Source organism: Pseudomonas sp. GXZC, from assembly GCF_026967615.1.
Taxonomy (GTDB): domain Bacteria; phylum Pseudomonadota; class Gammaproteobacteria; order Pseudomonadales; family Pseudomonadaceae; genus Aquipseudomonas; species Aquipseudomonas azotoformans_A.
The window spans coordinates 5,177,421-5,189,104 of sequence record NZ_CP114115.1 but is presented as its reverse complement, the minus strand read 5'-3'; the positions used below and the strand labels follow the sequence as shown (position 1 = coordinate 5,189,104).

Annotated in this window: 12 protein-coding genes; 4 read left to right on the top strand and 8 right to left on the bottom strand. The window is 61.7% G+C overall.

Features of this window, described 5'->3' with window-relative positions; genetic code table 11:
* Window positions 1-100 precede the first annotated feature (100 nt).
* Window positions 101-484, bottom strand: coding sequence for a YbaN family protein (locus tag OZ428_RS24355; protein ID WP_033900724.1), 384 nt, complete (start codon window positions 482-484; stop codon window positions 101-103).
* Between the two features lie 20 nt (window positions 485-504).
* Window positions 505-1,092, bottom strand: a complete 588-nt coding sequence (locus tag OZ428_RS24350) for a UPF0149 family protein (protein ID WP_016976541.1) — start codon at window positions 1,090-1,092, stop codon at window positions 505-507.
* A 276-nt stretch (window positions 1,093-1,368) separates the two neighbouring features.
* Between OZ428_RS24350 and recQ the strand changes: the two genes are divergently transcribed.
* Both recQ and OZ428_RS24340 read left to right on the top strand, forming a co-directional pair.
* The gene (gene recQ, locus OZ428_RS24345) at window positions 1,369-3,495 is read left to right on the top strand and encodes a DNA helicase RecQ (RefSeq protein ID WP_269131577.1); all 2,127 of its coding nucleotides are present in this window, start codon (window positions 1,369-1,371) and stop codon (window positions 3,493-3,495) included.
* 121 nt (window positions 3,496-3,616) lie between these two features.
* Window positions 3,617-4,051, top strand: coding sequence for a MarR family transcriptional regulator (locus OZ428_RS24340; RefSeq protein WP_269131576.1), 435 nt, complete (start codon window positions 3,617-3,619; stop codon window positions 4,049-4,051).
* 226 nt (window positions 4,052-4,277) lie between these two features.
* Here OZ428_RS24340 and OZ428_RS24335 read toward each other — a convergent pair whose 3' ends face one another.
* Window positions 4,278-6,467 carry a patatin-like phospholipase family protein gene (locus OZ428_RS24335; RefSeq protein WP_033900726.1) on the bottom strand — a complete coding sequence of 730 codons (2,190 nt, stop codon included), beginning with the start codon at window positions 6,465-6,467 and terminating at the stop codon, window positions 4,278-4,280.
* 84 nt (window positions 6,468-6,551) lie between these two features.
* On the opposite strand from OZ428_RS24335, the gene OZ428_RS24330 reads away from it, so the two are divergent.
* The gene (locus OZ428_RS24330) at window positions 6,552-6,839 is read left to right on the top strand and encodes a SelT/SelW/SelH family protein (protein WP_033900727.1); all 288 of its coding nucleotides are present in this window, start codon (window positions 6,552-6,554) and stop codon (window positions 6,837-6,839) included.
* Window positions 6,840-6,880: 41 nt separating this feature from the next.
* On the opposite strand, the gene OZ428_RS24325 is transcribed toward OZ428_RS24330, so the two are convergent.
* The 3 genes from OZ428_RS24325 to OZ428_RS24315 all read right to left on the bottom strand — a co-directional run bounded on the left by OZ428_RS24325 (window position 6,881) and on the right by OZ428_RS24315 (window position 9,026).
* Complete coding sequence (locus OZ428_RS24325; RefSeq protein ID WP_269131575.1) at window positions 6,881-7,162, bottom strand: hypothetical protein; 282 nt, start codon at window positions 7,160-7,162, stop codon at window positions 6,881-6,883.
* A gap of 131 nt (window positions 7,163-7,293) precedes the next feature.
* Entirely contained in the window at window positions 7,294-8,178 is an 885-nt protein-coding gene (locus tag OZ428_RS24320) for a DMT family transporter (protein WP_033900729.1), read from the bottom strand.
* A 98-nt stretch (window positions 8,179-8,276) separates the two neighbouring features.
* Complete coding sequence (locus OZ428_RS24315) at window positions 8,277-9,026, bottom strand: AraC family transcriptional regulator (protein WP_033900730.1); 750 nt, start codon at window positions 9,024-9,026, stop codon at window positions 8,277-8,279.
* 137 nt (window positions 9,027-9,163) lie between these two features.
* Between OZ428_RS24315 and OZ428_RS24310 the strand changes: the two genes are divergently transcribed.
* A complete protein-coding gene (locus OZ428_RS24310; RefSeq protein WP_177112133.1) occupies window positions 9,164-9,973 on the top strand; it encodes a UDP-2,3-diacylglucosamine diphosphatase in 810 nt (269 codons plus the stop codon).
* 66 nt (window positions 9,974-10,039) lie between these two features.
* Here OZ428_RS24310 and OZ428_RS24305 read toward each other — a convergent pair whose 3' ends face one another.
* Both OZ428_RS24305 and OZ428_RS24300 read right to left on the bottom strand, forming a co-directional pair.
* Complete coding sequence (locus tag OZ428_RS24305) at window positions 10,040-11,233, bottom strand: amino acid aminotransferase (protein ID WP_269131574.1); 1,194 nt, start codon at window positions 11,231-11,233, stop codon at window positions 10,040-10,042.
* Window positions 11,233-11,589 (bottom strand): 4a-hydroxytetrahydrobiopterin dehydratase, encoded by a 357-nt coding sequence (locus OZ428_RS24300; protein WP_016976549.1) that lies wholly within the window; start codon window positions 11,587-11,589, stop codon window positions 11,233-11,235. Before OZ428_RS24300 ends, OZ428_RS24305 begins: the two co-directional genes overlap by 1 nt.
* Window positions 11,590-11,684: the final 95 nt, after the last annotated feature.

Here is an 11,684-nt window from a genome sequence, read left to right as displayed (position 1 = left end):
TAAGAACACCCGGGCATTCCAGGCCCGGTTGGACAGTCTCGCAGAATGCTTGGGGTTAGTCAGTGTCGACCAAGGTCTGAGCGCGACGTGATGTCGCGGCCTAGCGGGGTGGCAGGGTTTTCTGGCGCAGAATGTAAATAGTCACCAGCACCGCACTGGTCAGCATGAAACCCCGCGCCCACGGCAGTGGCACCAGGTAACAGGACACGCCGATGCTCAGCCACATCAAGCCGATGGCGTAGACCTTGGCTTTGAGAGGAATGCCATTGCCATCCAGGTAATCACGGATCCACGGCCCCAGGCGCGGGTGTTGCACCAGCCAATGGTAGAAACGCGGGGAGCTTCGGGCGAAGCAGGCGGCAGCAAGAAGAAGGAAGGGGGTCGTCGGCAATACCGGCAGGAAAATCCCGATTACCCCTAACGCCACACTGAGCAAGCCGATGGCCAGCAACAGGTAGCGCAGGAGCAGAGGACGATTGCCCATGGGTGTCACGGGCAAGCGACTCAGTGGTGACGTGGCTTGAGGATCGCCGGTTTTTCGTCAGGTGCGTTGCACAGCAGGTACAGCGCGGTCAGGGCTTCCGGGATCTGAACGATCATGTCGTCCATCAGGTTGGCGTCGGCGGCGATGTCGGCGAATTCAGGCTGGTCGTCGAACAGGCCGGAACCAACCATGATCGGCAGCAGCATTTCGCTGACTTCTTCCTCGGCGGTTTCGAACCAGGCGGCTTCGCGCAGGAACACGCCTTCCATGAAGCCGATGCACCAGCCGCGCAGGTCGGAGTCATCCGGCTCTTCGCCCAGGTCCAGTTCGCACGGCAGCTCGAACTCTTCGTCGGAAGCCAGTTGGCGACCGATGTGGGCCTTGAGGGCCAGCAGGGTGGATTCGATTTCTTCGCGTTGGGCGGCGTCGGTGTAGTGCGGCTCTTCGGCGAACAGTGCATCGATCCATTCACGGTCGGGGACGACGTCGGAGCAGATCGACAGGGCGGTCAGGTAGCCGTGGGCGGCCACGTAGTCCAGCGCCTCGTCATGCAGCTCATCGGCGTCGAGGAAGGCTTGCAGGCGGGTTAGTTGCTCAGCGAAGGACATTGAAGGACTACCTTGGGAATAAACGATGCTGAATTCTAGGCTTTCTTGAGCGCCCAGGCCAGCCGCACTGCATATTTGCCAGGTTTTAGATAGCGCTCGCTGTTCGTCAGTGGCGCCCTTTGCCGGGTAGCGCTCGGGTATACTGCCGCGTTTTGTGATGCCCTTGCAGGCCAAGCGCCAGTGCGCGAAAACTTCGCTTACGGATTATTTCCCGTGAAAGCGGTTTTTTTCGGCCAGCCTGTACAGAGGGATTTCGGCACTATTTTGGAGTTTTACATGCTCGAGCAGGCACAACGCGTCCTCAAGGACATCTTCGGCTACGACAGTTTTCGTGGCCGCCAGGGTGCGATCATTGAGCGCGTGGCCAATGGCGGTGACGCTCTGGTCCTGATGCCTACCGGCGGTGGTAAGTCGTTGTGCTTCCAGGTGCCGGCGCTGTTGCGCAATGGCCTGGCCGTGGTGGTGTCGCCGCTGATCGCCCTGATGGACGACCAGGTGGCCACCCTTGAAGAACTCGGCGTCGCCGCCGCGTCGTTGAACTCCACCCTCAGTGCCGAGCAGCAGCGCGACCTGGCGGCGCGAATCAAGCGCGGTGAAGTGAAGATGCTGTACCTGGCCCCCGAGCGCCTGGTGCAGCCGCGCATGCTGGCTTTTTTGCAGAGCCTGGAAATCGCCCTGTTCGCCATCGACGAAGCCCACTGTGTCTCCCAATGGGGTCATGACTTCCGCCGCGAGTATTTGCAGCTCGGCCAATTGGCAGAGCTGTTTCCCGATGTGCCGCGCATTGCCCTGACCGCCACGGCCGACAAGCGCACTCGCGAAGAAATCGTCGAGCGCCTGCATCTGCAGAACGCCGAGCGCTTCCTGTCGAGCTTTGACCGACCGAATATTTTCTACCGTATCGTGCCCAAGGAGCAGCCGCGCAAACAGCTGCTGGCGTTCCTTTCCGAGCGGCGCAGCGATGCGGGCATCGTCTATTGCCTGTCGCGCAAGAAGGTCGATGAAGTCGCCGCGTTTCTCTGTGAACAAGGCTACCCAGCGTTGCCGTATCACGCCGGCCTGCCCAACGAAACACGTTCGGCTCACCAGAAGCGCTTCCTCAACGAGGAAGGCCTGATCATGGTGGCTACAATCGCGTTCGGCATGGGCATCGACAAATCCAACGTGCGCTTCGTTGCGCACATGGACCTGCCCAAATCCCTCGAGGCCTACTACCAGGAAACCGGGCGCGCCGGCCGTGACGGTTTGCCGGCGGATGCGTGGATGGTCTACGGCCTGCAAGACGTGGTGATGCTCAAGCAGATGCTGCAGAACTCCGAGGGCGACGAGCGCCACAAGCGCCTGGAACAGCACAAACTCGACGCCATGCTCTCGCTGTGTGAAGAGACCCGCTGCCGTCGCCAGACCTTGCTGGCCTATTTCGATGAAGACATGCCAGAGCCGTGCGGCCATTGCGACAACTGCGTCGACGGCGTGCAGACCTGGGACGCCACCGAGCCGGCGCGCCAGGGTTTGTCCGCCATCTATCGCACCGGCCAGCGTTATGGCGTCGGTCACTTGGTGGATGTGTTGCTGGGCAAGGACAACGAGAAGGTGCGCAGCTTCGGCCATGAAAAGCTCTCGGTCTATGGTGTCGGCAAGGCCCGCGCCGAAGGCGAGTGGCGCTCGCTGTTCCGGCAGATGGTGGCGCGCGGCCTGGTGGACATCGACATCGAAGGCTATGGCGGCCTGCGCCTGAATGACAGCTGCCGGCCGTTGCTCAAGGGCGAAGTCAGTCTGGAGCTGCGCCGCGACCTCAAGCCGCAGACCACCGCCAAGAGCAGCACCAGCCAGGCCAGCCAGCTTGTACGTGGCGAAGAACGCGAGCAGTGGGAAGCCTTGCGCACCCTGCGCCGCAAACTGGCACAGGAACACAGCGTGCCGCCGTACGTTATTTTCCCCGACTCCACCCTGCTGGAGATGCTGCGCGAGCAACCCACCAGCATGGCCGAGATGGCGCGGGTCAGTGGTGTGGGCGCGCGCAAGCTGGAGCGTTACGGCCAGGCCTTCCTCGAAGTACTCGGCGGCCAGGCCGAAGCGCCCAAGGAAGTCGCCGATATCCGCCACGAACTGATCAGCCTGGCACGTGCTGGCATGACTCCGATCCAGATCGCCGGCCAGTTGCAATGCTCTGAAAAGAACGTCTACACCTTGCTCGCTGAATCCATCGGCAAGCAGCAGTTATCGCTGGAGCAAGCCCTTGATTTACCCGAGGATCTGCTCGGCGAAATCCAGGATGCATTCCTGGACGGAGAGGGCGAATTGCCACCTGTGGCGGAGATTGCCCCGCTGTTCACCGGGCGCGTTCCTGAAGGTGTTTTGTACTGCGTGCGGGCGGCTTTGCAGTCTGAATTCGAAATTTAGTGCGCCAATTACGACAATGTAACGAATCAGTACATAGCAACTCTTGCCTACGGGCAAAGCTCATGCTTAGCTGACTAATAATTAGCCACACTTTATTTTCAGTCTAAAACATGAGTTTTTTATGCCGTTAACCGATCAACACCGATTTGGCATGCAATTGGCGCAAATGTCCCGTGGTTGGCGCGCCGAGCTGGATCGCCGTCTGGCTGGGCTTGGCCTGTCACAGGCGCGCTGGCTGGTGCTGCTGCACCTGGCCCGTTTTGAAGAAGCCCCCACCCAGCGTGAGCTCGCGCAGAGTGTGGGTGTAGAAGGGCCGACATTGGCCCGCCTGCTGGACAGCCTGGAAAGCCAGGGCCTGGTGCAACGCCAGGCCGTGGTAGAAGACCGTCGTGCCAAGCGCATCTTGTTGTGTGATACCGCCCGCCCGTTGATCGAACAGATCGAAACCATCGCTACGGCCTTGCGGCATGAGCTGTTCGTGGGCGTGGATGAAGCTGATTTGAGTGTGTGCATGCGCGTGCACGCGCATATCCTGTCGAATCTGGAAAAGTCCTGAAGCAAACACCGGGCGGGCTTTCTGTGGTGAGCGGGCTTGTTGTGGTGAGCGGGCTTGCCCCGCGCTGGGCTGCGAAGCAGCCCTAATCCAGGCACCGCATTCTTCCAGTTGAAACGCGCCGGCAGGTTTTGGGGCGGCTTCGCCACCCAGCGCGGGGCAAGCCCGCTCACCACAAAAGCCTGTTCAGCACTTAACGCCGCGTCCACAGTGGGTTCTGTTTAAACCGTCAGAACGTCTGCCCCAGGTTCAGATACACCGCCTTCTGATTATCATCATTGAACCCATAGCTGAAGTTCAGCGGCCCCAACGGTGTATCAAACCCCAGGAAAATACTCGCCGCGTTGATATACCCACTGTCGAATTCATTGTCATTGTTCCACGCGCGGCCGCGTTCCAGTGACGCGCCCAGGTACAGCGGGAAATCCAGCGGCAGGTACGAACGCGGTGTGAGCCTGCGGTAGTACACCGCGCGCATCAGGCTGATGTTCTGCCCCGAGATTGCATCCTGGCGGAAGCCCGACAGCTGCCGCGCACCACCCAGCAGGAAGCTGGAAATCACCACGTCCGAATCATCCAGGGTGCGCCCGTAACGCCCGCCCAGCACCAGGGTGTCCGGGCCGTGGCTCATGGCCTTGTCGAGCTTGAACTCCCACTGGCGGTAACGCTGGTCCGAGCCCAGTCCCGGTTCGAATTCGCGGTAGGCCAGGCCGATGTCTTCGCCGGTATGGGGGAAGTACACGTTGTCCAGGGAGTCGAAGGAGTACTTCAGTTCATAGAAGCCTTCGCTGAAACTCACGCTGGGCAAATCCCGGTCGCCAATGCGCACGTCCGCCTTGCCCCAGGCTTCGCCGACGCCGAAGCGGATTTCGCCGCTGTTGCCGATCTGCCGTCCGACGTTCAAGCCGAAACCGTAGCGTTCCAGGCGATATTCGGAGATGGGGTCGTTGTCCAGGATCAGCTCGACGTTCTGGGCCTGGGCGCTGATGTACGGCGCGACAAAGTATCGCGAACCCGTGTCCATTGGCTGGTAGAACTCACTGTACAGCTCTTGTCGATCCCCAATCTGTACCCGCGTCAGCCATTCGGCGCCGAGCCGGTTGATGCCGTTCATGCGGTAGCTGGCGCCGAGGTTGAACGCGCTGTCGCCGCGCATGTCATCCGACAGGTTCAAGCCCAGGCGCAGGTAGTCGGTGCCGCTGCGTTTGCCGCGCGCGCTGATCACCAGGGTGTTGTCCTGGCCCTTTTTCACCACGCGGTATTGCACCTGCTCGAAGTAATCCAGGCCGTACAAGGTGCCCATGTCGGTTTGCAGGCGCCCTAGGTTGAGCGGCTCGCCCAAGGGTTGGCGGATGTAGTAGCGGATCACGTCGTCGCTGACTTTCGAGTCGTTCTCCACGTTGATGGCAGTGATCACCGGCGTGCGTTCGCCGGGTGTGCGGGCGGCCACCAGTTGCGGGTCGATCGGCTCGGCGGGGCGCAGGTGGGCCAGGCGCGCGTCGAGGGCGCGGGTGGCGCGATAGCCGGCATCGATCATGTCCTTGGCGCGGCCGAAGTCGGTCACGCCATAGGCGGCGAGGGGTGGCTGGATTAGTACGTCCTTGGGGTGCAGGTCCTTGAGTTGTTCTTCGGAGTTGCGCCGGGTCATCAGGGTGATCGACTGGTTGAGCACGTCCACCACCGTCGCCAGTTGCTTGCGCGAGCGCAGCGGGGTGCCGATGTCCACGACAATGGCGATATCCACGCCCATTTCCCGCGCCACATCCAGCGGGATGTTATCGGTCATGCCGCCGTCCACCAGCAGTCGGCCATCCAGCTCAACCGGCGCGAACACCGCCGGGATCGACATGCTGGCGCGGATCACCTGGGGCAGGTGACCCTTGCGGAATACCACTTTCTCGCCGGTGGTAATATCGGTCGCTACCGCGCGGAAGGGGATCGGCAGCTTGTCGAAGTTACGCGTGTTGCTGCTATGGGCGAACATGCTTTCCAGCAGCAGCGCCAGGTTCTGGCCCTGGATCACGCCCAGTGGCAGGCCCAGGCTGCCGTCGTCGCGAAAGCTGAGTTTCTGCTTGACCAGGAAATCCCGGTCATCCTGCTTGCGCCGGAACGGCACGTCTTCCCGCGGCGGTGCGTCGGACAGTGCCTGTTGCCAGTCGATGCTCAGCGCCAGCTTTTCCAACTCATCGATCTTGTAGCCCGAGGCGTACAGCCCGCCGATCACCGCCCCCATGCTGGTACCGGCAATCGCATCGATCTGGATGCCTTGCTCCTCCAGTGCCTTGAGCACGCCGATATGGGCCAGCCCACGGGCGGCACCGCCGGACAGCACCAGGCCGATCTTCGGGCGTGGCGGTTCAATGGCATCGGCAACAAGCGGGAGCAGGCACAGAAACAGGCAGGACAGCAGGCGGCGCATCATGAATCTCGAGGCTGGGCGATAAAGGCCGGTATTATAGCCACTCGATCCGCCTAGCCCGTTACGCCAGGAGCCTTTCAAATCATGTCGCTGATCAAACCCGAGATCGTCATCACCTATTGCACCCAGTGTCAGTGGTTGCTGCGCGCCGCGTGGTTGGCGCAGGAACTGTTGAGTACGTTTGCGGATGACCTGGGCAAAGTGGCGCTGGAACCGGCCACCGGTGGCGCATTTCGCATCACCTGTGATGGCGTGCAGATCTGGGAGCGCAAGGTCGACGGCGGTTTTCCCGAGGCCAAGGTACTCAAGCAGCGCGTGCGCGATCAGATCGACCCGCAGCGCGACCTGGGGCATAACGACCGCACACAGTGAAAGTCACCGCCTTGTAAAGGCGGTGACCCTGCAGCGCAGTCCTATTTGGCGGCCATCTTTTGTTTGATGAAACCTATCAGCCACGTCAACACTAGGCCGCCGACACCTCCCCCGACAATGTTGCTGCCAACCGCCGCCACATCCAGCGCTTCACCGCCCGAGGTGCCGGTGAGTGCCGCGACGACCTGGCCCAACACCAGCCCGCCGATACCACCGATCAGTGTATTGAGCCCGGTCCCGAGGCTCTGTTTGGTCATACCGGCAATGTTGCCGCCGACGGCCCCGCTGATGATCTGCACTAACAAATTGATGAGCATTTCCATGGTAAAGCTCCCGCATCGCGTTGAGTTGTGACCACTCGCGTGCAGCAACTTCAGAACACACCCAGGCTGTCGTCGAGCTGTCGGTTATCCGTTGAACGACTGCAGACTGTTGCGGATGTTTAAAGTATAGATCAGGCCGTGGTTGCGGGCTGCTTGGCCTGGCTGGCACCGCCCATCAACCCTGACAGCACGATCGCGACGATGATCAACACACCGCCCAAGAGCATGCGCAGCGTCGGGGTTTCAGCAAACAGCAGCCAAGCCGCGGTGATGCCGTAGACCGGCTCCATGGCGAACACCACCGAAGCGGTACGCGCCTTGATCACCGCGAGGCTGGCAACAAATAGGCTATGGGCCAGGCCGGTGCAGAACACCCCGAGCAAACCGATCCACAACCAGTCGATTGCGCGCACCTCTGTCAGACCGGGCGCCGCCACGGGCAACAGGCACACGGCGACCACCACGTTCTGGCACAGCGCTGCCTGCACCGCCGGGATACGTCCGGAGCTGGCGCGGTTATTCAGTGACAGCAGGGAAAACAGCAACCCCGAGGCGATGCCCCAGAGCAGCCCGCCGGTGGCTTCGCTGGCGAGGTTGAAGTCCGGGGTAACCAACACCAGGCCGACGCTGACCAGCACGACCAGGACCACTTCGTTGGCGCGGATGCGCTCGCGGAAAATCAGCCCTTCGAGGATCACGGTAAAAGCTGGAAATGCGGTGAAGCCCAAGGTCGCAACCGCTACGCCGGCGACTTTCACGGCAATAAAGAAGGTCACCCAGTGCGCCGCCAGCAATACGCCGCTGACCAGCAGTCGGCGCCAGTCGCGCAGCTCCAGGGTTTTCCAGGCGGTGCTGCTGGCGAACCGTGCGAATACCGCCAGCGCCACCACGGCAAACACGGCGCGACCAAAAACGATGATGGCCGGGGAGGCGGCCGCCAGTTTGCCGAATACGCCGGTGAGGCCAAACATCAATGCGCCGATATGCAGGGCGCCGAGGGCTGAGCGGGGAGTCATTGCGATCCTTGAGTCTTGGTGTGACAGAACCGCAGTCTAGTGGGTGGCCCGCATCGGTGTCTGTCGTCCGGCTCGCGATGTTTATCGCGAGACTCTTCCTACGGCTTACGCCGTAAAGCACCCGGCGAGGCGCCAAATTCCCGCAGCATTGCGGCGGCGAAGGCACTTTGCGAGGCGTAACCGACGCGATCGGCGATTTCACCGATAGGCAGCGGTGTTTTGCGCAACAGGTCCAAGGCCATGTGCAGGCGACGGCTACGGATGTAGTCCATCGGTGTTTGCCCGCATTCCGCCATGAACCGTGCGTGCAGGCGCGCCACTGACAAGTCAGCGATACGCGCCAGGTCAGCCACCTGCAAGGGATGCGCAAGGTGTCGCTCGATATGTTGATTGAAGGCTGCGTACGGCAGGCGTCGGCCCGGCTGCGGTGGGGCCAGCGGATGATTGAGGCTGGCCAGCAACAGCACCGCGCCTTGCTGCACGATCAATGGGTCATGCACCGGGCTGTGTGCCAGCCATTGCACCAGCTGGCTTTGCCGCGAGTCCAGGGTCAGCCGCGCGGGCTGGTCGAGCAGGCGGCGACTGGCATCGGCATGCTCGCCCAGCGATTGCAGCACCCAGTGCTCGGTCGGCACATCCAGCACCAGGCAACGGCTGCCATCGCGACTGCCGCACGCATGGTGGGCAGAGAAGGGCAGCACCATCACGCTGCTTTCGCGCACCTGGCTGCCACGGCCGTCTACTTCCAGGTCCAGGTGCCCGGACAGGCCGAACACCAACTGCGCATGGTCATGGCTGTGGGCGAGGGGCGCTTCGACGTAGTGGCGTAGGGTGAGGGTGGGTCCCATTGCGGTCTCCTGGGCGGCAAGCGGGCAGTCTACAACGCTTTGCGGGCCCTGAGCGCTGTCATCAGACTGACGCACAGTTGTCATGGGCTATTAATCGCCAGGGCGCAAGCTCGCGAAAACACCGTCGAGGGATGCCCATGACCAGTGCCGAGTTCGCCAAGCCCAGCCGCAAGCAACGGGTTCGTACCCTGTGGATTTCCGATGTGCACCTGGGCACCCGGGATTGCCAAGCCGAACATTTGTCGCAGTTCCTCAAGGGCTACCAGGCCGACAAGGTCTACCTGGTCGGTGACATTATCGACGGCTGGAAACTGCGTGGCGGCATGTATTGGCCCCAGGCCCACACCAACGTGATCCGCCGCTTGCTGACCATGGCCAAGCGTGGCACCGAGGTGATCTACGTCACCGGCAACCACGACGAATTCCTGCGTCGCTATTCCAAGCTGATCCTGGGCAATATCCAGCTGGTCGACGAAGCAATCCACGTGACTGCCGACGGCCGGCATCTGCTGGTGATCCACGGCGATCAGTTCGACGTGATCACCCGCTACCACCGCTGGCTGGCGTTCCTTGGTGACTCGGCCTACGAGTTCACCCTCACGCTGAACCGCTGGCTGAACCACTGGCGTGCGCGCTACGGCTATGGCTATTGGTCGCTGTCGGCGTACCTCAAGCACAAGGTCAAGACAGCGGTGAATTTCATCAGTGATTTCGAAGAAGCTATCGCCCATGAGGTGACCAAGCGCGAGTTGCATGGCGTGGTCTGCGGGCATATCCACCATGCGGAAATTCGCAAGGTGGGCGAGGTGGATTACCTCAACTGCGGGGATTGGGTGGAGTCGTGCACGGCGTTGATCGAACACTGGGATGGGAGCATCGAGTTGTATCGGTTGGCGGATGCGCAGGCGAAAGAGGCACTGCTGAAAGCAGAGATGGTCGCAGGCTGAGGGATTCACACGGCCAATAAATGTGGGAACAGGCAAGCCCGCTCCCACAGTTTTGATTCGGTTTCTTCAGTTGGAGACATCGGCAATGGCTTGAGCCAGCAGAGTCAGGCGTGTCGCATCAATGCCCGCCACGTTGGCCCGCCCCGAACTCACCATATACACACTGTGCTTTTCGCGCAGTTGCTTCACCTGCTCGGCACTCAAGCCGGTATAGGAAAACATCCCGCGCTGCGCCCCGATGTGCGCAAACTGCTCCGACAGGCCGTGGGGCGCCAATGCCTCCACCAAGCCCGAACGCAGGTGTGCGATCCGCGAGCGCATGGCTTCGACCTCTTCGCTCCAGCGCTTTTTCAGCTCGGCATCCCCCAGGATGGTCGCCACTACCGCAGCACTATGGTCCGGCGGCGTCGACCACAGGTTGCGCGCCGTGTTGGCCAACTGGCTGCGCACATCCGTGAGCTTTTCGGCATCCGCCGCACACACGATCAAGGCGCCGACACGGTCGCTGTACAGGCCGAAGTTCTTCGAGCAGGAACTGGTGACCAGCACTTCCGGCAGTTCGGCCGCAAACAACCGCACGGCCCAGGCGTCCTGCTCCAAACCATCGCCGAAGCCTTGGTAAGCAAAGTCGATCAGCGGCAGCAATTGGCGCTCGCGCACGATCTGCAGCACCTGGCGCCAGTCGTCCTGGGACAGGTCGAAACCGGTCGGGTTATGGCAGCAGGCATGCAACAGCACCACGTCGCCCTTGGGTACGCTGGACAGGGTCGCCAGCATGGCCGCCACGTCCAGGCGATTGTCCGCACCCACGTAGGGGTAATGGCTGACCGGGATCCCGGCCTTGGCAAAGATGGTTTCGTGGATCGGCCAGGTCGGGTTGCTCAACCAGACGCCACGACCGGGCAGGTTGTGCGCGATAAAGTCGGCGCTCAGGCGCAGGGCTCCGGTGCCGCCCGGTGTCTGGGTGGCGCCGGCGCGGCGCTCGCGGATCAACGCCGAGTCCGCGCCGAGCACCAGCTCACTGATCAGCCTGCCGAACGCCGCATTGCCGTGGCCGCCGATGTAGGTCTTGGTGGTTTGTGTGTCCACCAGGCGCTGCTCGGCCAGTTTCACCGAGTGTGGAATCGGGGTCAGGCCCTGGTCATCCTTATAGACGCCCACGCCCAGGTCGAATTTGTTCGGGTTGCTGTCCTGGGCGTACAGGTCCATCAGCCCGAGGATCGGGTCGCCGGGCACGCGGCCAATGGCATCGAAATGCATTACTTGCGGCCCTCGGCGTCCTTGGCCACTTCGTCGGTGCGCGCGGCCATGATGAAGTCGTTGCGGTGCAGGCCTTTGATGGAATGGCTCCACCAGGTCACGGTGACCTTGCCCCACTCGGTGAGCAGGCCTGGGTGATGGCCTTCGGCTTCGGAGATGTCACCCATGGCGTTGGTGAAGGCCAGGGCGAATTTGAAGTTCTTGAACAGGAAAACCTTTTCCAGTTGCATCACGCCGTCGCGGACTTCGATGTTCCAGTCGGGGATCTGCTTGAGCAGCACCGGCAGTTCTTCGTCGCTGACTTGCGGGGCATCGGCACGGCAGGCTTCGCAGTGGGCTTGGTTCAAGGTGGTCATGAGGGTGTCCTGAATTCGAAGGTATGAAGATCAGTAGCGTTACCCTAAAGCAACGCGCGGCCAGGGAACAGACTCACCTGGCCTCAAGATGTAAG

Excerpts from the sequence above, each read along its gene's own strand:
- OZ428_RS24355 (WP_033900724.1), bottom strand. The coding sequence starts at position 484 with ATGGGCAATCGTCCTCTGCTCCTGCGCTACCTGTTGCTGGCCATCGGC.
- OZ428_RS24350 (WP_016976541.1), bottom strand. The coding sequence starts at position 1,092 with ATGTCCTTCGCTGAGCAACTAACCCGCCTGCAAGCCTTCCTCGACGCC.
- recQ (WP_269131577.1), top strand. The coding sequence starts at position 1,369 with ATGCTCGAGCAGGCACAACGCGTCCTCAAGGACATCTTCGGCTACGAC.
- OZ428_RS24340 (WP_269131576.1), top strand. The coding sequence starts at position 3,617 with ATGCCGTTAACCGATCAACACCGATTTGGCATGCAATTGGCGCAAATG.
- OZ428_RS24335 (WP_033900726.1), bottom strand. The coding sequence starts at position 6,467 with ATGCGCCGCCTGCTGTCCTGCCTGTTTCTGTGCCTGCTCCCGCTTGTT.
- OZ428_RS24330 (WP_033900727.1), top strand. The coding sequence starts at position 6,552 with ATGTCGCTGATCAAACCCGAGATCGTCATCACCTATTGCACCCAGTGT.
- OZ428_RS24325 (WP_269131575.1), bottom strand. The coding sequence starts at position 7,162 with ATGGAAATGCTCATCAATTTGTTAGTGCAGATCATCAGCGGGGCCGTC.
- OZ428_RS24320 (WP_033900729.1), bottom strand. The coding sequence starts at position 8,178 with ATGACTCCCCGCTCAGCCCTCGGCGCCCTGCATATCGGCGCATTGATG.
- OZ428_RS24315 (WP_033900730.1), bottom strand. The coding sequence starts at position 9,026 with ATGGGACCCACCCTCACCCTACGCCACTACGTCGAAGCGCCCCTCGCC.
- OZ428_RS24310 (WP_177112133.1), top strand. The coding sequence starts at position 9,164 with ATGACCAGTGCCGAGTTCGCCAAGCCCAGCCGCAAGCAACGGGTTCGT.
- OZ428_RS24305 (WP_269131574.1), bottom strand. The coding sequence starts at position 11,233 with ATGCATTTCGATGCCATTGGCCGCGTGCCCGGCGACCCGATCCTCGGG.
- OZ428_RS24300 (WP_016976549.1), bottom strand. The coding sequence starts at position 11,589 with ATGACCACCTTGAACCAAGCCCACTGCGAAGCCTGCCGTGCCGATGCC.